This window comes from Pseudocolwellia sp. AS88 (genome assembly GCF_030551755.1).
Classification (GTDB): Bacteria; Pseudomonadota; Gammaproteobacteria; order Enterobacterales; family Alteromonadaceae; genus Pseudocolwellia.
On sequence record NZ_JAUPEC010000016.1, the window covers coordinates 42,584 to 65,157 of the forward strand.

Below are 22,574 nucleotides of genomic sequence, written 5' to 3' on the forward strand. Positions count from 1 at the left end.
TTTTATGATTTTCTAGAAATGAGACTTCTGTGACGCAAGATAAATATATAGTTAAACTTGAGAAACCTACAGCTACTGACTTTGTAAACTTACGAAGCAAAGTCGGTTGGGGTGATCTTGATTCAAAACTTGCCAGCAAAAGTTTAGCTAATTCTTTATTTCATATTACCGTATATGAAAATTCACAACTGATTGGCATGGGACGTGTTGTTGGAGATGGTGCAATGTACTTCTATATTCAGGACGTTGTCGTCGAGCCGCAATACCAAAAGCAGGGAATAGGTTCACTGATAATGGAACATATCGAAAGCTATTTAACATCGGCAGCATATGAAGGTTCTACCATTGGTCTTTTCTCAGCCAAAGGTAAAGAAGATTTTTATAGTAAATATCATTACTTATTAAGACCAAGTGATTATCTAGGTCATGGTATGTGTAAGTTTATTTAAAAAATCTTAAAGGTTGTAAAATATAGCCTTATTACACCTGTTAATCTATATAGGCTCTTCGATTACATTCATTTTATTTGTGTTGTCCTTTCAATATCCTCTTACTTAAAATCCTCGATTTTGACTACTTTTACTTTTGATTTTAGTCTTCGGAGTAAATGACTCACTCCTATTAAAGAATGCATTTAAATATTTAATACATTAGTGATTGATATAACGCATACAAACTAACTATAATACGAATAGTTATCATTAATATTGGTGTGCTTGTATTAAAGTTTTGTACGATTTAACAGTATTTATGTAAATCATTATGCTTTGAAATATTAGAGATGTTCCATCTACTACAAGTCTGGGAATCTTAGCTCACCATTAATAATAAGCCCTAACAACAATACTTTAACCTTTAATAGATAATAATTAAAAGACCTCAACCATGAACAGTAAGAAAACGTTTACAGCAACACGGTGGCGTCATTTCAATGCCTGTGTTTTAACTTTAATAGCAGCTGTTGTGATGATCCCAGGAATGACAACTTATATTCCTTTTCAAGAAAGCGAACAAATAGTTTTACCTATTATGTTATTTCCAATTATTTGGCCAGTATTATTCATTTATTCTTACATGGCTGAAAAAGCATGGCATCCCTTTGTGTTAATGATGTTAGTGATTATAACGCATGCGCTCTTTAGTTATTTAGCGTTAACAGGGAGCTCAACATGAAACCTATAAATCTTAAAAAGTTATTTATGATCCATAGCTGGGTAGGTGTTATAACCGCTATTTTGCTCTTTATTGTTGCATTTACGGGTGCCATAGCTGTGCTTTCACGTCCAGAATTAAAGATTTGGGCGAATCCAGAAATACATCAATTTGAAAGTGTGCCAGCGGTTAAAATTACAGAACTGGTTAATGAATATCATAAAAAGGTCCCTGAAGATTTTGCTAAGAATATTCATATTTATATGCCAAACGGTTACCAAACTCACTTACTTACAATACTGTTTGAGTCTCACGAAGGTGACGAAAACTATGAAGAAGAAACTGCATATGCCTATGAGTTTGATCCAATTACATTTGAATTAGTTAATGAATATTATGGTCTAGCACAAGCGTATTATGACAATAGAAAAACGGATGCACCTTCATTTATTGGTCATTTTCATGCTGATTTGCATCTTGGTCGTCCGATAGGGCTTATATTAACCGGATTTTTAGGGCTCACTTTATTAGTGTCTACAATTACAGGTTTGTTTATTCATCGACAATACCTCAAGGAGTTGTTTACTTTTAGACGAAAGAAAGGTCTTGATGTTCTTGTAAGTGATGCTCATAAAGTGATGGGGATTTGGGGGAGTTTGTTTTATGGCGTTATCGGTTTTACAGGAGCATTTTTAGGTTTAGCTAATGTCATTTTATTACCTGCCGCTGCTTTTGTTAGTTTTGGTGGAGACCAAGATAAGTTGGTTGAAACCTTTACTGTAATTCCTACACCAGAGATCAGCCATAAATACCTTCCTACTCAATTAGATTCAATGATAATAGAGACAGAACAACGTTACCCTAAAGCGTCGATAAGAAACATAACTGTTATGGCCCATAATGACGCTAACGCAGAAGTCTATTTAAGCATATTAGGTGGTGAAGCCGTTCAAACACAGCTAATTCAATTTAAAGGTGACGGTGAGTTTGTTAAATCTATGAGTACATTAGGTGATATTCCAGGTGTTTCTATACAAGTACTTAACCTGCTTTTTCCTTTACATTTTGGTAACTTTGGCGGCATATTTGTAAAATTACTTTGGACATTCTTAGGTTTAGCAACAGCTTTATTGCCACTTTCAGGCATGATGATGTGGCTAAGTAAACGTACTCGCGGAAGTAATCCTAGTCTTTCCATTGTGGCTTATCAACGCTGGAATCGCGTTATTATTGGTAGTTGTGGAGGATTGGTTCTAGCTTGCGCTGTTTTATTTCCAGCACAACTGATATTAAATTATGCGGTAGCAGGATCACTGCATAATAACTACTTTGGTCCATTGTTCTTCTACACATGGTTGGCTTGGTTCGTTCTAGCTGTATTTCCTATTAATTATCATCGATATCTACAACTAACGGTTCTTGTTTTTTCAGTTGCTTGTATTTCTGTGTTACCACTCAATATTATGTTGAGTAATAGTCATGCGTTTATGCAAAATAATCACTTTATAACTCTGGTAGATTTGACTTTCTTAGTGCTAGGTATCACAAGTTTCGTGTGGGGAACGAAAGGCATCAATAAAAGATTGAAAGCTAAAAACACATTAAGATTAGAAGGGCAAATGGCATGAATTTAATTATACATTTGGCTGCGCTTTTATCTTTCGTTATTAGCATAAGTCTATTTAGACTTCGTTCTAAAAGCAAAGGCTATAGATGGGTTGCTTTGGCACTTTATTGTATAGCTATTGCTTTATTTATTAGCCTTTATGGTACTATTGGTGGTTTTTTTATTGGAATACCAGCCTCGTTAGCTTGTGGTTTACTTATTGCTTTTTTCCTTGGTAAACAAAAAGATTAACTCTGACTCCCTTTAATAAAACATCGTATCGTAAGTTTGACTATGTTGGTTTAATTTGGAAATTGACAGGACTAAATAATGTCTTTTTAAATTGGGTATATTTGGGTATTTAGACCTATTGGAACGCCTCTACGACAGTGTCGGGGAGGTGTCCACTAAAGCAGATGAACTAGGTTATGATTGTTGATTTTCTTGTATGGTTAATATCAGCCCCATCCATGTTTTTTAAAACCAGTTTAGGTAAAGTAAGCTCCAGACTCGACATTATAATTTACCCATTTGAATACATCGCCTCTATATCACCTACTGTCTTAAATGAGACTATTTATTGACATATACTCCAATTGAGACTAAAATGTTTTCATTGTTCAATTAGGGAGTAAAGCAATGGCAACGATCGCAGAAGCTCAATATGCACCACGCATCAACCATAGTGCAGCTTTTACCATGGGCAACAATATCCTTGAAAAGTGGGGATGCACCGCTGCTCAAAAACAAGCGATTTTAGGGATCCCGAAAAGCTCTTTTCACCGTTATCAAAAAGATCCTAGCTCTGCCTCTTTAAGCAGCGACCAGCTTGAACGCCTGAGTTATCTTGCTAATATTCATCAGGCGCTAAGAATAATATACTCTAACCCTGATAACGTATATGGCTTTATGGGTATGCCTAATAACAATCCATACTTTAATGGTAAAAGTCCGCTATCTATTATTAGCACGGGAAACTTTGGCGCTTTATATGAAGTATTTAAGCGAATCGACAGCATGAGAAGCGGACAATGGTAGAGCTGAAGCGCGTATCTTTCTCTAAACAAGCCTCTTATCGCATGGTTAATTCAAAGTTTCCGCCAATTACCTTATTCGATGACGTAATAGACGAAACAGACTTTGAGACTGCATACGCTCTGCAAGCTTTAACCAATCCCAGACATCTTGATGAGCTTGGCGACCTAAATCTTATTCCAACCAATGAAATACCTTTTGGTATAACAGGGGTAAACTATGTTACGGCGCCATTTACCCATGTTACTCCCGACGGCTCTCGTTTCAGTGATGGCTCCTTCGGTATGCTTTACCTTGCAGATACCACTGAAACCGCTATAGCGGAGACTAGATACCATCAAGAAAAGTATTTTCAAAATGTTGAAGGACTTCACTACGACACCGTTGATATGCGGTGCCTTAAAGTAATGTTCTCAGCAGAACTTATTGATGCTGTTTCACTTGATGATATTCATACACCTAATGATTACACCGCCTCTAGAATTTTTGGTGCTAAAGTAAAAAAATTAGAAGAAGCGGGTATTCAATATCGCTCAGTCAGAAATAAAGACGCTGTTTGTTGGGGACTCATGTCTCCTGTACATGTTCAGTCAGCGGTTCAAACTCAACACTTTGAATTTGTTTTTGATGGTAAAGGTATTGCAAAGGTTCGTGAACTTACGATGGCGTGTTAGCTGTTGGTTTCTTTATAAATCAGAGTAATAGCATTTAACTTATGTTGTTACCGCCTGTAGGTTCATTTATCAAAGATGAACAAGCGACATAAATTTTTCGAGATTTAGTTCATAGGTTCTAAAATATTACATAATATTTTGAACATATAATGCAACAAACTGCGTTTACCTGATACTTGGCAAATTATTAAATAGAAAAATGATTTTGTTGCTGCTACATCTACATAATCAGAAATCACTAAATGGATAACTAGTAAATGGATAATTACAAATGAATGACATTGCTCAACTACATCTAAAAAACTGGCTAAATTATTTTTTTCTAATAATTATGTTAATAGTTCAAGGATGCTCTCCTGATAAAAATAATCGAATAGAAGATCTTCCAGAGAGTGAGCAACGTGCATACGCTGATGCGCTTAGACTCTCTATTGCGGAATCTGAGCCATATGCATATATTGAAGGGAGTGGTTATGTCGACAGCATGGGACGTGGCTCTGTAGTTAGCTGGCTGTCTGCTGATAAAGTTATTTATGGTGTTAATTCCACGAAAAGAAAAAATAGCTTTTCTGGTGTAGAATATTCTGATCTTGAATCGTCAAAACAAGTAAATATTCTGGATATTATAACTAAAAATACTGTGCTTTATAAAAAAGGTCAGTTGATAGGGTATAAAAATGGAAAAATACTTATCCGTTTAGCTATGGGTGGATACAACCCTAAAAACAACCAACATACGTCTAAACCTAAGATGTTATATGGTAACCTAGACTCGGAAACTCAAGAAGAATATGATCAAGCTAAAAGTAAGCCTTTCCAATACTTACCTCCTATAGATAAATGCCCTCTTGATAACACCAGCGGTGAGGCCTATGACGCATGGAAGTTAAACTCAGAACATGGATGTGTACGAATTCCAAAAAAATATGGAAAAGATAAAAGGTGGATATATTATCAAGCTAATGGTCAATCCCTTGAACTGATGACTTCGTCAAGTGCATTCACTCCAGATTTCAAATGGATTAGTTGGTTAAAGGCTTATGTGATAGAAAATAGATTCCCTTCCATAGAAACTACAGCAACAGTGAGGGTTTTACATGTAAATGGAAAGTTTGAGTTAATTGATATTAGTCCAGCACTTCAACATGCGAAACCAACAAAAGTAGGTATTATTGGTGCAGTCAATAATAAAGGAAGTATTGATGGACTTCGGCTTATTCATGATGGAACAGCGTCTCAAATCACTAGAGGAACTGTACGACACACAGAAGTATCTCCCGATGGTTGTAAAGTTGCTTATGTAACAAATCAAAAGTTACGAGTGATTGATGTTTGTTCTATGTTTTAGATAATGGTAATGGGAGTTGGATTTACTGGTAATTCAGGACCAAGCTTAACGTTCAAAGTTATCTAATTATCTATAAATCATCGTTTTTTCTTTATTCATCAGAAAAACATCCATGTTTAGCTTCAATTGCTTTTAACTTATTTTCTATAGTTTGTTTTGAAGCTTCAAACTGATTAGAGTTATCTGAATCTAAATTGTTTGGTGTTTGCATTATTGAGTCTTTGTCATTCTTTCTAAATTATATGTTTGAGTATAAACGGTAACGTCTTTTATTGAGTGAAATACAATCATATTTTGAACATTTAATCACACACTTTTTAGCATAATTTATTCAGTTAATTTAATCGATAAAAATACGTTATTTAACTCGTATTATACAAATGCTTATGTTTAAATTTAGCTAATTTAAATCGATAAAAAAGGCTATGTGTGATCTACCTTTATCCCGCTAATAAAATGGAAAACTTATTAGTTCTGTTAGATAAAATCCAACAGGTTTCACCTCTTCCTATTTTCTCAAAAGATGTTGTTATTGTGCAGAATGCTGGAATGCAGCATTGGCTTAACATGTCTTTGGCCAAACAACGCGGTATCAGTATGAATATTGATTACGCGTTACCTTCTCAGTTTCTATGGAAGCTTGTTAGAACAATAGCTAGCGAAGAAGACGTTCCCGATCAATCTCCTTTCTCAAGAGAAGTGCTCGCATGGCGAATATTTACCTTATTAGCTAAAAATGAGGTGATTAAAGATGTCGATTTCACTACCGCGACTCGTTATTGGAATGGTCAAAATTCTCCTCAAAATAATAGCCAGTCTGATCAATCATTATACCTAAAAGCTAGTACTGAATTTGCTAGCGAAGAAGAGCTAAAACGTTATCAGTTAGCTTGTCAAATGGCCGATTTATTTGAACAATATTTAATATTTAGACCAACATGGATAGATAATTGGGAAAACGGCAACTTTACTGCGGGTTTTGTGCAAGCACAACAATCAGACGCTGCAGATATTTCCAAGTGGCAAGGCAAGTTATGGTACTTGCTTACACGTGAACAATCTTACAATCCAATTAACTTAATCGAGCAAGCGATAACTCAATTAAAAGAAGGCCGTTTCGATCAAAAACATCTTAACAATGCTTTGCCAAAACGTATTTCATTTTTTGGGATTAATATTATGGCGCCCATGTGGTTATCGTTTGTTAATGAGTTGAGTGAGTATGTTGATGTGCATTTTTTCCATCTCAATCCATGTTATTCCTATTGGGGTGATGTTATTACCGAGAAGCAAGCCATTAAGTCGATACAAAAATGGGTTGACGGATATGATGATATTACTGCATCTGTAGGTAATCCGTTGTTAGCTAATTTAGGCCAGCAAGGCCGTGAGTTTATGGCATTACTACATGGTTACAGTACAATAAATATCGATGCCTTTGAAGATATTCACGACAGTGAACTTGCAAGCTTTGATGAAAGTAATCCAACTAATACTGACGCTTTAAATTCAGTACCTAACATCAGCGTTTTACAACAAGTACAGCACGATATTTTAACTTTATCTGATGCTCGTATTGAGCCGATAAAGAAGTTGGATGACTCTATTGTTTTTACAAGTTGCCATAGTGCTTTAAGAGAAGTTCAAGGTTTACACGATTGGTTACTTCATCAATTTAATAATGATAGTGAATTAACACCTAAAGACGTTTTGGTTATGTGTCCGCAAGTAGAAGAATACGCACCGTACGTAAATGCAGTATTTGCAAGAGGTTGGCAAGAGTTTGACGATAAAGTACCGCCATTACCTTGTTCTATTGCAGATCGTGTAAGTAAAGATTCTGAACCCGTAGTTGCTGCGTTTTCTGATCTGTTAACCTTACCAGATAGCCGTTTTCAAGTATCTCAGCTTTTATCTTTCCTTAGAATCCCAGCAATGCAAACCAAGTTTGATTTAAGTGTGGAAGATATTGATAAAATATCGGTATGGTTAGATCACGCATCTATCCATTGGGGCCTTGATCAACAACACAAACAGCAAACTCTAAAATCAACAGCGGTAACCAATAGTTTTACATGGCAACAAGGCTTGTCACGTCTACTACGTGGTTTCGCTTATGGTGACTTTGAAACTATTTATGAAGAACAGCTTTTGCTTCCAACCATTGAAGGCAATGATGGAGAACTGCTTGGTCAACTAATGCTTATTTTAGAACAGTTACAATTGTTCTCATTAAGTTTGGCTAAAGCACGTACTGCCGAGCAATGGAAAAAATTCTTAAATGAGTTAATTGCTGAGTTGTTTGATACCACTAACGATGATGGCTTTATCATTGTAGAACAGGCTATTGAGTCGTTAATTGAATATTGTACTCATGCAAAGTTTGAAGAAAAAATTGATTTACTGATTGTTAGAGATTTCTTAAATCAGCATTTTAGTGAACCCGATCCAGGTAGGCAATTTATTGTTGGGCAAGTAACTTTTTGTTCCATGTTACCTATGCGTAGTATTCCTTTTAAAGTGATAGCCATATTAGGGCTGAATGATGGTTTATTCCCTCGTCAACGCCAACCGCTTAGCTTTGATTTAATGTCAGTTACACCTGCTATGTTGGGTGATAGATCGCGTCGTGGTGATGACAGGTATTTGTTTTTAGAAGCGATAATTTCAGCTCGAAAATCTTTATACCTAAGCTACCAAGGGAAAAACATTAAAAATAACTCTCCGAAACAGGCTTCGTTGGTTTTAAAAGAGTTAATGGAATACTTACAGCTTGGTTATGGCTGGTCACTATTAAATGAAGATGACAGCCTGAACGCTGATGAGGCAAGCCCAAATATACATGGTAAATTGAGACATTTGCCGATGCAGCCTTTTAGTGAGAAAAATTATAAAGGTCAGTTAAAAAGCTTTGATAACCATTGGCTAAACCTGAACCTTTCAGGTAGTTCATCTACTGAAATATCCGCAAACGATTTGAATATTTCAGTGAAGGAAATGCTCGAGCAAGAACCAGATGGCAGTTATGTTTTAAATTTAGAACTTGCTCAACTGATTTCATTTTTTCAGCATCCATCAAGAAGTTTCGCACAAAGTCAGCTTAACTTAGATCTGAATATTCGTTCTCTAGAGTTAGAAGACGTTGAACCTTTTGAATTTGATCGTCTACAAAGTTATTTATTTCGTGAGCAATTGATAAAAAGCTATCTACCTGACTTGTGCAATGAAGAAAATACGTTATCAAATGAAGAAAGAGAGCAACTTGTAGAACGCACCTTAAAATCAGCTGCTTTATCGGGGAAATTTCCTGAAAGCATTATTCGTGATAAAACTTTTGAAAACTGGAAACAAGATACCGAACAATTTAGCCAAATCATTCACGAGCACAGTGCAGTAGTTCAAACCCAGGCAAATTGTACTGTTTCATTGAGTATATCTGCTGATGATTTAGGCTTAGGCTCATATTTTGAGCCTACAAAGACTGAAAATATTAATATAAAGCTTTCTACCCAATTACCTATTAGTGATAACAAACTGGTTTTTTATCGCAGTAGTACGCCTAAGTTTAAAGATTTTATTACGTTATACTTTCATCAATGTATTTTAGCGATAGCTAAATTACAGCAATCGGCAGAAGCAATATCGCTGGATAACATTAGTGCAACTCATGGTTTTTATTTTGATACTAAAAGTCAGAAAGTCATTCAATATAAGTATGTCGAAGTTATAGATGCTGAAGCTCAATTAGTTAAATTTATCCGTTATTTTGTAAAAGGTTCACAGCAGGCGGTGTTAGTAAATGGTGAGTTAGCCGAAAAAGCCTTTAGCGCTAAAGTGTTTGAACAAGAGCAATTTGAACTGTTTTGGGATGATCCTAACGCTTTGATGTCGATTGGTCATGATCCTTATATTCATTATTTTTGGCCTAATTGTCCGCTCATTGAAGAGGTTCGCCCAGAGCTTGAGTATTTGTACCTTGATATGTTTAACGCAAGGGAGCAAATAAAATGATCGACTCTATTAACACCTCAAACATTGATGAGTTAAACCAGGTTAACCCAAATACAGTACACAATCTGGTGGCACATACTATTCCTTTGCAAGGCAAGCATTTAATAGAAGCCAGTGCGGGTACAGGCAAAACCTTTAACATTACACGTATTTATTTACGTTTATTATTAGAGAAAAACCTAACAGTTGAACAAATATTGGTAATGACATTTACTAAGGATGCTACCGAAGAGTTACGAGGACGTATTGATGCATTTATTCGAGATGCACTAAACAATTGGGATACGTTATCGGTAGAAGACGAATACTTTATTGCAATTGCCAAACATGTTGCTGCTGATGATGCCAAAGTACGCCTAAAACAAGCTTTACTGTATTTAGATGAAGCATCTATTTTTACTATACATGGATTTTGTAAAAGAGTGCTTACCCAACATGCATTTACCAGTGGGCAAGCATTTAACTTGGCCATGGAATCTGATTGCAACGATGTACTTTTGGAAAGCACACAAGATTGGTATCGAGTATTAGGGCAAAAATCGCCATCAGAGTTTTTACTTATATCTGAGTTTTGGGCAACGCCTCATGCCTTTGTTAATCAGTTCGCAAAAGCTATTGGCAGAAATAACACGCTAGATTTAATTGATGAAGTGTCTGTTATTAATAATTTTGTAGATCTGGTTAAACAAGCCTGTAAATCTTTAGAAAATAATAACGCCGAATTAGTGGCTTATTTAGTGGATGTTAAAAAGGGCAAAGACAGAGAATTACGCGAATTAGAACTGCAACAATTAATAGACTGGTTATTGTTATTAGAAAATCTATTAGTAACAGATTTACCTTCGGCACTTGAGTTAGCCAATGGTAAAATGGCAGATGCTTTTATTGATGGCAAACGCTATTCACGTTCTCAACATAAAGCTGAATTACTTGAGATTTTTGAACCTGTAAAACAAGTAAAAGCTTTAGCTAAAAAACTGAGTAAGAGTATTAATAGAGCACGTGCTTTAACGATTGTTCGTGAAGGTATTTATTCCATTAGAGCCGATGTGAATAATAAAAAGCACACGAGAGATTTAGTAAGTTTTGACGACTTAATTACACGTTTAGCTAATCAGTTTTGCGTAACGCGTTGTGGTGAAGGTTTTGATTTAGAAGGTTTAAATTTATCAAGAGATTTAGATGGAGACTTAAGTGGTAACTCGATACAAACTCAGGTTTTAGGTGAAAACAATCTATTAGCCGAGTTGTTATTTAAACAATACCCTGTGGCATTAGTAGACGAATTTCAGGATACAGATCCACAGCAATTTACTATTTTACAGGCTATTTATTACCATCAATCTAGCGCAGCACTTTACATGATAGGTGATCCTAAACAGGCTATTTATGGTTTCAGAGGTGGTGATGTATTTGCTTATTTAGCGGCACGTTCGGGTTGTGATTATCAATGGGTTATGGATACAAACTGGCGATCAAGCGAGGCCATGATTCAAGGTTATAATCGTCTGTTTTATGGTAATAACTTATCCGAACTACCACGAGACGTATTTAAATATTCTATTGAATATTCTCCTGTTAATGCTTCACCTAAAGCAAAAGAAAAGCAGTTAGATGATGCTAGCTATAAAGCTTTACAGTTTATTCATTTTAGTCCTGAAAAATCGAGAGGCGTTGTTCCTCAATCCTTTAGACCTACAATGTCAAAATGGTGTGCTAACGAGATTATTCGTTTACTTAATTCTGATTTATCTATTCAACCTCAGAATATTGCAATTCTGGTACGTGATGGTAGCGAAGCTAAAGTCATTAAAGAAGCACTAGATAATGCGGGTTTAGCATCGGTATTTATGAGTAATCGTTCTAATTTACTGAAAAGTGAGCAAACGAAACAGCTAGTGCAAGTGCTAAAAGGTATATTGTTTGTTGAAAACGATCGTTATTTTTCAGCAGCATTAGCATCAGATTTACTCGGCTTTACTCCTAATAAAATGTATTCAATACAACACGATGAATTAGCCTGGCAGAATTTGAAACTGTCGTTCTTAACGTTAAAGCAAGAGTGGGAATCGAAAGGTTTTATCGGTATGGCGTTGAAATTAATGCACGAACACTTTACTGGTTTCAGCCAAGATAAAGATCGTATTTTAACGAATTTACTGCATTTATTTGAACTGTTGCAGTCAGCAAGCCAGCGCCATAAACAACCTCAAGAGTTACTATACTGGTTTGAGCAACAAGCTCAACAAGACAATCCTGATATTGAGGCTGAACTACGTTTAGAAAGTGACGACGACCTTATCCGTATTGTTACTCAGCATGGCGCTAAAGGCTTAGAATATCCTATTGTATTTGTTCCTTTTGCGACACGCTTTAAAGATCCTCTAAAATTTGGTGCATCAGCTGTCACTTTTATTGAATACCATGATGAACAAGGTAACCTAGCTCTAAGTTTAGACGGTACAGAAAAAGCTAAACAAGCTATGGCAGATGAAGCTTACGCAGAAGCTGTGCGACTTTTATATGTTGCAGTAACAAGAGCAGAGCAACGCTGTTATTTATTAACGGTAGAGTTTGATAAATGTGAAAATTCTCCGTTAGGTCAAACCTTATTATGGAATAAAGAGACTGATGTTCAACAAAGCATTCAACAATTAGTGCAAGACAATCCTAACGATATTGGTTTTGTCGCTGTAGATGATAATGAAACTGTTGAAGATGGTTATTTTACTCATACATTTAACGCTGATGATGCTGCTACGTTATCAGCCGAAAAATTTACCGGTAAGATTGAGCGAGACTGGTGGTTAAGTTCTTTTACAGCACTAAGTAAAAATCTTAAACATAAAGGTATTTCAAGACCCGATAGAGACAATGAGTTAGACGAACAAGATAATCTACTTCTGTCATCTGTTCTTTCAAATATGGTTAACAATGAAAGTAATCTGACTACGGACTTTAACCAAGCTAGTCAGTTACGATTTGTTATTGAGAAGGGCGCTCATACAGGTAATTTATTACATAACATTTTTGAGAAACTTGAATTTGATCAACCTAATTGGGCTGAGGCTTTTGAGTGGCCATTAAGTAAGTACGGAGAATTACCCGTTGGTTACAGCGAGTCTGATTTACAACATTGGCTTGAGCAAATATTAACTGCATCTTTAGTTTCGCTTTCATCTCTACAACAAACTCACGTTGAAGGGGCAGAAATATTAGGGAGCAATACCAGTGAGTTTTGTTTACAAGATTTATCTAAAGACCGTTGTATTGTAGAAAGTGAATTTTATTTTCCGATGAATGCAACGAATACAAGCGATCTAACATCTCTACTTGCACAGCATCGTAAAGAACAAATAATCGTATCTGATAACAGTTTATTGAATGCGCATCTCATTGCACAGATCCAAGAAGTACAATTACCTCACTATCACAAGTTGAAAGGTATGATGCATGGCTTTATTGATTTGATATTCGAACAAGACGGGAAGTTTTATGTGTGTGATTATAAATCTACGTTCTTAGGAGAAGACTTTAGTTTTTATACCCAAGAAGCCATGAGAGCTGATATTGAACATAATCATTATGACTTACAGTATTTAATTTACTCGTTAGCTCTGCATCGTTATTTGTCATTTGCATTACCTGATTACGATCCACAAGAACATTTTGGTGGTATTTACTATTTATATTTACGTGGTGTAACTAATGATCCTAATCATTTAGGTGCAGGTGTATATTATCGTTCTATAACCGTTAGTGAACTTCAATCACTTGATGCTATTTTTACAGGAGAAAGTGATGAGTGATCAAAATTTAATGGTATCTAATTCACAAGGTTATTTTACAAAAGATAAAGTTTATCCCAACTTTTCGTTAGCGCGTAAAGAGATAGCTAACATAGAACCTATTGATTATTTTTTCGCACAAGATCTTATTAATGTTTTTAACTTGAATAAGAGCCAGCGTGTTGAGTTCTTCCATCTATTAATGGCGCTTAACCAAAGTTTACGAGAAGGGCATACATGTTTACCTATTAATGTTATTGCCAAAACCCAATATGGATTTTTAAGTGATGATACAGGTGTTGTTGTAAATCATGGGTTTGTATTTTCTGATTTAAATACACTTAATGATTTATTAACCTTTATAAATATTTCAGTTGAAGCGGGACATCCTATCGTTTTTGATGGCGGTAGGTTGTATTTACGCCGTTATTATAAGTTTGAACAAGACTTGTTTAACGACATAACACAGAAAGTTCATATTTCTCATACGGTTGATACGCAACATGCGCTTTATAAAACGTGTATACAGGTGCTTTTCCCTGATAATCCAAATAGTAATGAAACTAATACTAACGACATAGATTGGCAGAAAGTAGCTATCGCAAATGCATTAAATAAGAACTTTAGTGTAATTGCGGGCGGACCAGGCACAGGTAAAACCTATACAGTAACTAAGCTACTTGCAGCCTTAGTCTATTTACATCAACAAAATACTAATAACATACAGCCACAACTAAAAATGGCACTTGTAGCTCCTACAGGGAAAGCTGCACAACGATTATCTGAATCTATTATTAATGCAGTTAATGGTTTTAGAGGTGTTATTGATGATGATATTTTAAATCAAATACCAAGTGAAACTCATACTATTCATAGATTACTCAGAGTGATCCCTAATACGCCAAATTTTAGATTTAATGAGAATAACAAATTAAATATTGATGTCTTACTGATAGATGAAGTGTCTATGGTAGACCTCGCGTTAATGACTCGTGTATTTAGAGCATTACCTGAACACTGCAAAGTTATTTTATTAGGTGATGCCGATCAACTTCCTTCTGTTTCAGCTGGAAGCGTATTGAATGACTTAGCTCCAAGACCATTTTTAGGTTATAGCTCAGATAATGCTGCTTATTTAAAAGCGTTAACCGGTTTTGAAATACCTAGTAATAAATCATCTCAGTCTCAACAATTAACGAACAGCACTCATGACAGCGTGACTTTCTTAACTAAAAGCCGACGTTTTGATGGGGAAGGCGGCATAGGATTAATTGCTCAAGCTGTTATAGCCGGTAATTACGATCAAAGTTGGGCATTATTAACGGGTAATTCTGAACAAATTACTCACCTTAAAGGTGATCTTATTTCTTGGCTTTTACCGCTTATTGAAAAGTATTATTTACCTATTTTTTCATGTGCTAGTGTGGCGGAAGCGTTTCAACTATTTACTAACTTTCGTGTGTTGTGTGCAACAAGAGTGGGTGAGCAAGGCGTAGATTATATTAATGAACTGATCACCTCTTTATTAGTCAAAAAAGGAGTGATTCGATCTAACCAAGCCCTTTATGCCGGTCGACCGATTCTTATTTCAGAGAACAACTACCATCAAGGTTTATATAATGGTGATATAGGTTTTCTTTGGAAGAATGAATCAGGGCATTTAATGGCTGTTTTCGAAGATAACAGTAATGAACACGATTATCGTTGGATAATGACAAGTAAATTACCTCATTTTGAAACAGTTTACGCCATGACCATTCATAAAACTCAAGGAAGTGAGTTTGCTCATGTTGCTATGATTTTGCCCAATCAAAAAGACAATCGACTATTATCGCGTGAATTGTTATATACTGGTATCACCAGAGCAAAAAATCATATTAGTATCGCTTCAAATGCCAGAGTATGGAGGCAAGGTGTAGAGACCCAAATTAAACGTTATTCGAGTTATTCAAATAACAACGCATAAGACAAATGCGTAAAATAAAAATAGTTAAATCATAAAATTTATATAACAACCTGAAAATTTAAGTAGTTTTTTAATGCAATTAGTAGACATCAATAAATCCATTTACCGTAAACGATTAAATATAGTTATCGCAATATTTGTCGCCTGTTTAACCCTTATATCTATTGGCTTTGGCGCTATTCTCATTCAACTTTTTGGTGACGCGTTACCTGCTGTTGACCCAGAAACAGGCGAAGCCCTTAGCAACTTTAGATACAACTTTGTTGGTGTTATCTTAGCGCTATTAGTCTGTATCAGTATTTTACAACAATTAAAAAATCATCCTTTTTGTAAAGAAATTCATTATGTTTGGGTACTAAAACAAATCCAAAATATAATTTATAGACGCTTAAAAAATATTAAAGCAGCTGCAAATAATTATGAAAATGAACCAGACGTTAATGCTTTTGTTGTATTAAATTTTTATTACAAAAGTTTAATACAAGTTTATATGCTTGATAATAATACACTCACCATTTCAACGGTTAAGCAAGACTTAGCTAGTTTAGAAGCAAGAATGCAAGAGCTTAATATTGATGTAACCGCACACGAATTTCGTCGTGTTTTACTTATTGAATATCGCTAAACTGTTAATGAGTTTGAGTGGTAATACACGGAAGAGTAAAAATGAAAAAACTTAAGAATGAAGCAGAATTATTAAAAAAAGCCATTGATGTAGGTGAAAAGTATGCTAAAAATCGTGGTTACAAAGGCTTTGCAGCAACAAATGCCGCAAAAGATAAAGTAGAAGCACTTTACCGTTTATTAGTTAATGACAAGTTAGTTCAACCATTAGCTGTTAGTGATGAAGATCAACCTCATATGAAGCATAAATTAGCGTTGTGGATTGCTAAGCAGTTACCTGCAGATCATCCTTTGAACCAATAAATAAGATATTATTCAATGAATCGTAAAAAGAAAATCAATCAAGTACTAAAAAGCAAAGTTAAAAAGATGAATGCTAAACTTCAAAAAAGTAATAAGCCTAAGTATGTTTCAAAGGCCGAACGAGAAAGAATTGCTTTAGAAGAAGCGGCACAACAAAATCTCAATGTTGAAGCAGGATCACAAGAAACTGTTGTTGAAGAAAACACAAAAGAAGATAGCTCTGACTAGATTAAGTATTGCTATTAACTTTATGAACTTTGTTATTCGTTTAGCGCTTTAGAAAGTATTTATAGTTAGATATAAAAAAACCAGTCTATTGACTGGTTTTTTAGTTTGAAGCAGGCTTCAAATATTAGTTTTTGTAGCTATCGTTATGAACACTCATAACAGCACGGCCAGATGGATCAGCGTTATTAGTAAAGCTTTCATCCCAAGCAAGTGCTTCTTGAGTACTACAAGCAACAGACTTACCACCAATTACACAATCTGCAGCAGAAGGTAATGGGTATTTGTCTTCAAAAATACAACGGTAGTAATAAGCTTCTTTACTATCTGGTGTATTTACTGGGAATCTGTATTCTGCGCTTTCTAGTTCATGGTCAGTTACTTGCGTTTCGATAAACTCTTTCAAGCTATCGATCCAAGAGTAACCTACGCCATCAGAAAATTGTTCTTTTTGACGCCACAAAATTTCTTTTGGTAAATAACCTTCAAAAGATTCACGTAAAATAGCTTTTTCCATTTTACCGTTACCACATAGCTTATCTTCTGGATTGATGCGCATTGCAACATCCATAAAGTTTTTATCTAAGAATGGTACACGTGCTTCAATACCCCAAGCTGACATAGATTTGTTTGCACGAAGACAATCAAACTTATGTAAACGGTCTAGCTTACGGTTAAGTTCTTCATGAAATTCTTTCGCATTTGGTGCTTTATGGAAATATAAGTATCCACCAAAGATTTCATCAGCACCCTCACCAGAAAGAACCATTTTTATTCCCATAGCTTTAATTTTACGAGCCATTAAATACATAGGAGTAGATGCGCGGATAGTCGTTACATCATAAGTTTCTAAATGGTAGATAACTTCTTTAAGTGCATCGATTCCTTCTTGCTCAGTAAAGATAACTGAGTGATGAATAGTACCAATACTGTCAGCAACAGTTTGTGCTGCAACTAAATCAGGAGAACCTTCTAAACCACACGCAAACGAGTGAACTTTAGGCCACCAAGCTTCAGATAGATCGTTTTCTTCAATACGACGAGCCGCAAATTTTTGCGTAATAGCAGAAATTAGTGAAGAATCTAAACCACCTGAAAGTAATACACCATAAGGCACATCAGTCATTAGATGACTTTTAACAGATTCTTCTAGTGCTTCACGAATCTTAGTTGTGCTTGTTGTATTGTCTTTAATCGCATCATATTTGTGCCAGTTACGGTTATAGTATTTTTGTACTTCACCAACGCGGCTATCTAAAATATGTCCTGGAGGAAATTCGCTAACTGTTTTACAAATCGGCATTAATGCTTTCATTTCTGAAGCAACATAAAAGTTACCGTCTGCATCGTAGCCAGTGTAAAGAGGAATAATACCAATATGATCACGCGCAATCAGGTAAGAATTGTCTGTTTCGTTATATAAACAAAATGCAAACATACCTTGTAGCTTATCAACAAACTCAACACCAAACTCTTCGTATAAAGGAAGAATAACTTCACAGTCTGAACCTGTTTTGAAGGTGTAATCAACGTTTAAGTTTTTAGCTAATTCTTTGTGGTTATAAATTTCACCATTAACCGCTAAAACGTTTGTTTTATCTTGATTGTATAGTGGTTGAGCGCCATTTTCAGTATCTACAATTGAAAGACGTTCATGAACTAGAATGGCTTTGTCATTGCTGTAAACACCAGACCAATCTGGTCCGCGATGACGTAAAAGGCGAGAAAGTTCTATTGCTTTTGGGCGTAATTCATCAGCCCCGTTTTTTATATCTAATATACCAAAGATCGAACACATTGAAGCGCTACTCCTTTAAAGTTAAATTATAATTGCTAGATTATACAATCGTTTATTGTTTGCACAATTTTTTTGACAGTGTCTTGAGGTGTATTTTTCAGGTAAAAAAGAAAAGAAACATGGAACAAGTAGTCAGGGTTGTCACTTTGCCATTTTTACAGAAAAAATCAATATAAATATGGCTAATGATCTTATTTTCTTTTGTGTATACTATCCTTAATTAAGATAACAACTAAAACAGGTACGTTTTATTCATGTTAATAACGAAGAAGTTGGCGTGTTGCATCGCCTTAGCATTTTCTACATTAAGTATTAACGCTCAATCGATAACCATAGAAGAACTACGAATAGATAAAGCTAGTAAGATTATGCCAGAAATTTCGTCTGCATTATCTGATCGTGTAAATTTGTTTGTTGAGCAAATTAACAAAGCACGAAACTTAACTGTGCTTAGTCAATTATCGATTAGGCATGGAAAGGGCATATGGACCGATGCCAAATTGTATTTTAAAAATACCAATAATTTTGATGATCGACCTCTATATTGGGCAAGACTTAAAATGTCGAAAGCTTTAAAGCAAACTAAAGCCTTTAAAGAGTCTTTGCCAGATCAACAAAAGAAGTTACTTTGGCAGTTTGAATTATATTCACGCGGTCAAACAGATGTTAAATTTGACAAGGACACCTCTAAAAAAATCTTAATAACAGGTTTTGACCCTTTCTTGTTAGATAGAAACATTAAACAAAGTAATCCATCGGGTATTAGCGCAATTGTTTTAGATGATTTAGTTGTTAGCTCTGAAGGTAAGAGTGCAGAAATAGAAACGCTTATTTTACCTGTTAGATTTGAAGACTTCGATCAAGGCATGGTAGAAGAGCTCTTAACGCCATACTTCAGAAATAATGCTGTTGATATGATCATCACAGTGAGCATGGGAAGAAACAGTTTTGAATTAGAACGTTTTTCTGGTTTAAGACGAAGTGCTTTAGTGCCAGATAATTCAAATATTATTACGGGTGCTAATAAAGATAATCCATTAGTTCCTATGTTAGGCGAGAGTCTTTTAAAAGGACCTGAATTTTTGGAATTTACTTTACCTGTTGAAGAAATTAAAACAGCAAGTGGTTTTTTCCCAATTAAAGATAACCGAATAGTTACAACAAAGAATGAAACATTAAGAGTTACTGCGTTAAGTGAGTTAATTAATGAAATTTCTGTTGAAGGTTCAGGTGGTGGATATTTATCAAATGAAATAGCTTACAGAAGTCTATTATTACGAGATTTATTCAATCCTGTTTTACCTGTTGGTCATATTCATACCCCAAGTATTAGAGGTTATGATGAAGAAAAGATAAAGTTAATTTTATCTCAATTAAAGGCTATGTTAACGCAAGCGGCTAAAACTCTTTAATATCTTTATTTACTTTTAATTTATTCAAATAAGAAACTCACTTTTGTAAGACTTTAATTTACAAAAGTGAGTAATATAAATTACATAACAGCTATCTTAAGTTTTTGTCCCGGCTGTAAATATTCTTTCCTAGTTAAGTTATTCCACATTTCTAAATCTTTTATTTTAACTTTAAATTTATTAGCGATACGTGCAAATGAGTCACCACGCTTAACACTGTAAGTTATTGTATTTGATGAAGATTCATTCCAAATAACCAACTCTTGACCCAGCTTTAACGTTGATTTAGTAGAAATATTATTCCACTTGGCTAAGCTCTTGGTTGATACTTTATGAGCTTTACTTATATCCCATAGAGTGTCGCCAGATTTAACAATGTGCGTTTTCTTAGTTTTACTTGGTTTTGATATAGTTTTTGACGCAACTGCTAAATGTTCTGGTAAAACATAACTACCATCTTTAGATGCAACAGGAATAAGAAGATGTTTACCTGCACGTATATTTGTACCTGAGATCTTATTAATAGTTTTGATTGAATCGATGTCTATATGAAACTTCTGAGCAATTTTACCTAAACTATCACCTTGTTTAATTTGATAACGTTGCCAGACCATGCGCTCTTTTTCAGATAACAAAGCAACCTTTTCGTTAAAGCTTGTTATATTCTCATGAGGTAAAAGAAAGCTTGTTGCATTGTTTGGATCTGTTGCCCATTGATTAAATCCAGGGTTTAAGTTTTGAAATTCATCAAGTGACATTTCAGCTAACGAAGCCGCAACATTCAAATCTATTTGTGAATTTACAGGCACAGTTCCCACAACACTCTTATTGGCAATAGGATACAGTTCAATATCAAATTCATGTGAGCGTTCTATAATATCTATAATAGCGAGTAACTTAGGTACATAGTCTCTGGTTTCTTTTGGAAGTTCTAATTCCCAATAATGTGTTGGTCTGTTTTTACGAGCATTTTTACGCATAGCTCGTTGAACACGACCTTCGCCAGAATTATAAGCCGCTAGAGCCAACATCCAATCGCCGTCAAAAAACTTATGTAAATAGTTTAAATATTGAATAGCACCTTCTGTCGAAGCAACAACATCACGTCTACCGTCGTACCACCAGTTTTGTTTCAAACCAAAGTGTGTACCTGTACCAGGTATGAACTGCCATAAACCAGATGCATCTACACTTGATTTAGCATAAGGGTTAAAAGCACTTTCAACTAAAGGTAATAGGGCAATCTCAATAGGAATATTGTTTGCTTCAAGTCGTTCTATAATATAGAAAAGAAAAGGTTCTGAACGTTTTAAAAGGTTATTTAATGCATCAGGATGTTTTAAATAATTGTTCCTGTGTTTTATAACATTTTCGTTAATTGGAATGTCTAACACTAAATTATTTTTTATACGATCCCATACATTGGAATACTCAACTAGTTCGGCAACATCTATCGGTGCAGAAGTTTCAATGGTTTTTTGCTGAATACCTTGAACCAACATACGATGAATTTCAGATGGTTTAGCAGTATTTTCGGACTTAATTTGTTGATTATCTTCTTGTTCATCTTGCTGATATAAAGCAGTGCTTTGACATCCAGCTAAGGCAATAGATAACGCTATTGATAAAGAAATATACTTCATGAAAATTTCTATTCGTTAAATGTGGCGACAGTGTCACTTATTTAGAATATATATTCAATAAAGAGACTGTAACTTACTGTAAACTCTTTTGCAGTTAAAGCTATTGTGTTTAAAATTCATTCTTCCAGAGTCTTAATTGTACAAAGGTGTCTAAATCTGAAGTGATACTTTTATCACTAAAAACCTCAACACTCTGTTTTATATTGTTATCAAAACATCGTAAAAAAGGATTTATTTTCTTTTCTGTACAAATAGAAGTTGGGATACTGCTCTGATCTTTCTCTCGTAATTTACTCACGTAATTATAGTAGTTAACAAGTTCTTCATTTGTTGGGTCAACAGTTAATGCAAAAGCCAAATTAGCCATAGTATATTCGTGAGCACAATACACACGTGTCTTTTCAGGTAAGGTGGCTAAAGTATTTAAAGAATTAAAAAGATCTTCCGCAGTACCATCAAATACTCTACCACAGCCAGCTGAAAACAAAGTGTCGCCACAAAATAAATTATCTTCCATTAAATAAGCAACATGACCTAATGTGTGACCTGGTATATCAATAACTTTACAGGTAATGTTTAATGATTCATCGTTAATTACATCATCATTTTTGACTTTAATGTTACTGTACTTTTGTGCCTCTTTAGTTGGACCATAGGTTGTAATGGCCCAAGATTTCTCATTGCAAAATGCAACCAGTTTTTCAACGCCACCTACATGGTCACTATGTCTGTGGGTAATATAAATAGTAGACAGTTGCAGGTTGTTTTCTTCTAAATACTGGATACACACATCGGCATCACCAGGGTCGACTAATCCAACGTGTTGACTTGTATTTGAATGAATACACCAAATATAGTTATCGTTAAAGGCTTTAATCGCTTTTACCACAAGAGGGTTATCAGATTGAATTGAATGCATAATATCTATAAATTTAATATATAATTAGTGTGATACAGTTATTATAAACTGTCTGTGTACAATACGGTAT

The 22,574-nt window shown here is 34.9% G+C and carries 17 protein-coding genes; 14 read left to right on the forward strand and 3 right to left on the reverse strand.

Annotated elements, in window-relative coordinates; genetic code table 11:
• Window positions 1-29 precede the first annotated feature (29 nt).
• The 13 genes from Q5N69_RS12155 to Q5N69_RS12215 all read left to right on the forward strand — a co-directional run bounded on the left by Q5N69_RS12155 (window position 30) and on the right by Q5N69_RS12215 (window position 16,735).
• Window positions 30-449: a GNAT family N-acetyltransferase gene (locus tag Q5N69_RS12155; protein WP_304369210.1), complete on the forward strand. Its 420-nt coding sequence runs from the start codon at window positions 30-32 to the stop codon at window positions 447-449.
• 436 nt (window positions 450-885) lie between these two features.
• The gene (locus tag Q5N69_RS12160) at window positions 886-1,173 is read left to right on the forward strand and encodes a hypothetical protein (RefSeq protein ID WP_304369211.1); all 288 of its coding nucleotides are present in this window, start codon (window positions 886-888) and stop codon (window positions 1,171-1,173) included.
• Complete coding sequence (locus Q5N69_RS12165; RefSeq protein WP_304369212.1) at window positions 1,170-2,780, forward strand: PepSY domain-containing protein; 1,611 nt, start codon at window positions 1,170-1,172, stop codon at window positions 2,778-2,780. Before Q5N69_RS12160 ends, Q5N69_RS12165 begins: the two co-directional genes overlap by 4 nt.
• Complete coding sequence (locus Q5N69_RS12170; RefSeq protein ID WP_304369213.1) at window positions 2,777-3,010, forward strand: hypothetical protein; 234 nt, start codon at window positions 2,777-2,779, stop codon at window positions 3,008-3,010. The genes Q5N69_RS12165 and Q5N69_RS12170 overlap by 4 nt, the downstream gene beginning before the upstream one ends.
• Window positions 3,011-3,397: 387 nt before the next feature.
• Window positions 3,398-3,796 carry an MbcA/ParS/Xre antitoxin family protein gene (locus Q5N69_RS12175; protein ID WP_304369214.1) on the forward strand — a complete coding sequence of 133 codons (399 nt, stop codon included), beginning with the start codon at window positions 3,398-3,400 and terminating at the stop codon, window positions 3,794-3,796.
• Window positions 3,790-4,467, forward strand: coding sequence for an RES family NAD+ phosphorylase (locus tag Q5N69_RS12180; RefSeq protein WP_304369215.1), 678 nt, complete (start codon window positions 3,790-3,792; stop codon window positions 4,465-4,467). The genes Q5N69_RS12175 and Q5N69_RS12180 overlap by 7 nt, the downstream gene beginning before the upstream one ends.
• 331 nt (window positions 4,468-4,798) lie before the next feature.
• On the forward strand, window positions 4,799-5,815 hold the full coding sequence (locus Q5N69_RS12185) for a hypothetical protein (RefSeq protein WP_304369216.1): 1,017 nt from the start codon (window positions 4,799-4,801) through the stop codon (window positions 5,813-5,815).
• Between the two features lie 429 nt (window positions 5,816-6,244).
• Window positions 6,245-9,826 (forward strand): exodeoxyribonuclease V subunit gamma, encoded by a 3,582-nt coding sequence (recC, locus tag Q5N69_RS12190; protein ID WP_304369217.1) that lies wholly within the window; start codon window positions 6,245-6,247, stop codon window positions 9,824-9,826.
• Window positions 9,823-13,635: a UvrD-helicase domain-containing protein gene (locus Q5N69_RS12195; RefSeq protein ID WP_304369218.1), complete on the forward strand. Its 3,813-nt coding sequence runs from the start codon at window positions 9,823-9,825 to the stop codon at window positions 13,633-13,635. Before recC ends, Q5N69_RS12195 begins: the two co-directional genes overlap by 4 nt.
• Window positions 13,628-15,580: an exodeoxyribonuclease V subunit alpha gene (gene recD / locus Q5N69_RS12200; RefSeq protein WP_304369219.1), complete on the forward strand. Its 1,953-nt coding sequence runs from the start codon at window positions 13,628-13,630 to the stop codon at window positions 15,578-15,580. Before Q5N69_RS12195 ends, recD begins: the two co-directional genes overlap by 8 nt.
• A 73-nt stretch (window positions 15,581-15,653) precedes the next feature.
• Window positions 15,654-16,205 carry a DUF3087 family protein gene (locus Q5N69_RS12205; protein ID WP_304369220.1) on the forward strand — a complete coding sequence of 184 codons (552 nt, stop codon included), beginning with the start codon at window positions 15,654-15,656 and terminating at the stop codon, window positions 16,203-16,205.
• Window positions 16,206-16,246: 41 nt separating this feature from the next.
• Window positions 16,247-16,507, forward strand: a complete 261-nt coding sequence (locus Q5N69_RS12210; protein WP_304369221.1) for a DUF5062 family protein — start codon at window positions 16,247-16,249, stop codon at window positions 16,505-16,507.
• A 15-nt stretch (window positions 16,508-16,522) separates the two neighbouring features.
• Window positions 16,523-16,735, forward strand: a complete 213-nt coding sequence (locus Q5N69_RS12215) for a DUF2986 domain-containing protein (RefSeq protein ID WP_304369222.1) — start codon at window positions 16,523-16,525, stop codon at window positions 16,733-16,735.
• Window positions 16,736-16,859: 124 nt separating this feature from the next.
• Here the strand turns inward: Q5N69_RS12215 and asnB are convergent, their stop codons facing one another.
• Window positions 16,860-18,530 (reverse strand): asparagine synthase B, encoded by a 1,671-nt coding sequence (asnB, locus tag Q5N69_RS12220; RefSeq protein WP_304369223.1) that lies wholly within the window; start codon window positions 18,528-18,530, stop codon window positions 16,860-16,862.
• Window positions 18,531-18,784: 254 nt separating this feature from the next.
• On the opposite strand from asnB, the gene Q5N69_RS12225 reads away from it, so the two are divergent.
• The gene (locus Q5N69_RS12225; RefSeq protein ID WP_304369224.1) at window positions 18,785-19,942 is read left to right on the forward strand and encodes a hypothetical protein; all 1,158 of its coding nucleotides are present in this window, start codon (window positions 18,785-18,787) and stop codon (window positions 19,940-19,942) included.
• Between the two features lie 80 nt (window positions 19,943-20,022).
• Here the strand turns inward: Q5N69_RS12225 and Q5N69_RS12230 are convergent, their stop codons facing one another.
• Complete coding sequence (locus Q5N69_RS12230) at window positions 20,023-21,585, reverse strand: LysM peptidoglycan-binding domain-containing protein (RefSeq protein ID WP_304369225.1); 1,563 nt, start codon at window positions 21,583-21,585, stop codon at window positions 20,023-20,025.
• Between the two features lie 109 nt (window positions 21,586-21,694).
• Window positions 21,695-22,504: a hydroxyacylglutathione hydrolase gene (gene gloB, locus Q5N69_RS12235; protein WP_304369226.1), complete on the reverse strand. Its 810-nt coding sequence runs from the start codon at window positions 22,502-22,504 to the stop codon at window positions 21,695-21,697.
• Between the last annotated feature and the right edge of the window lie 70 nt (window positions 22,505-22,574).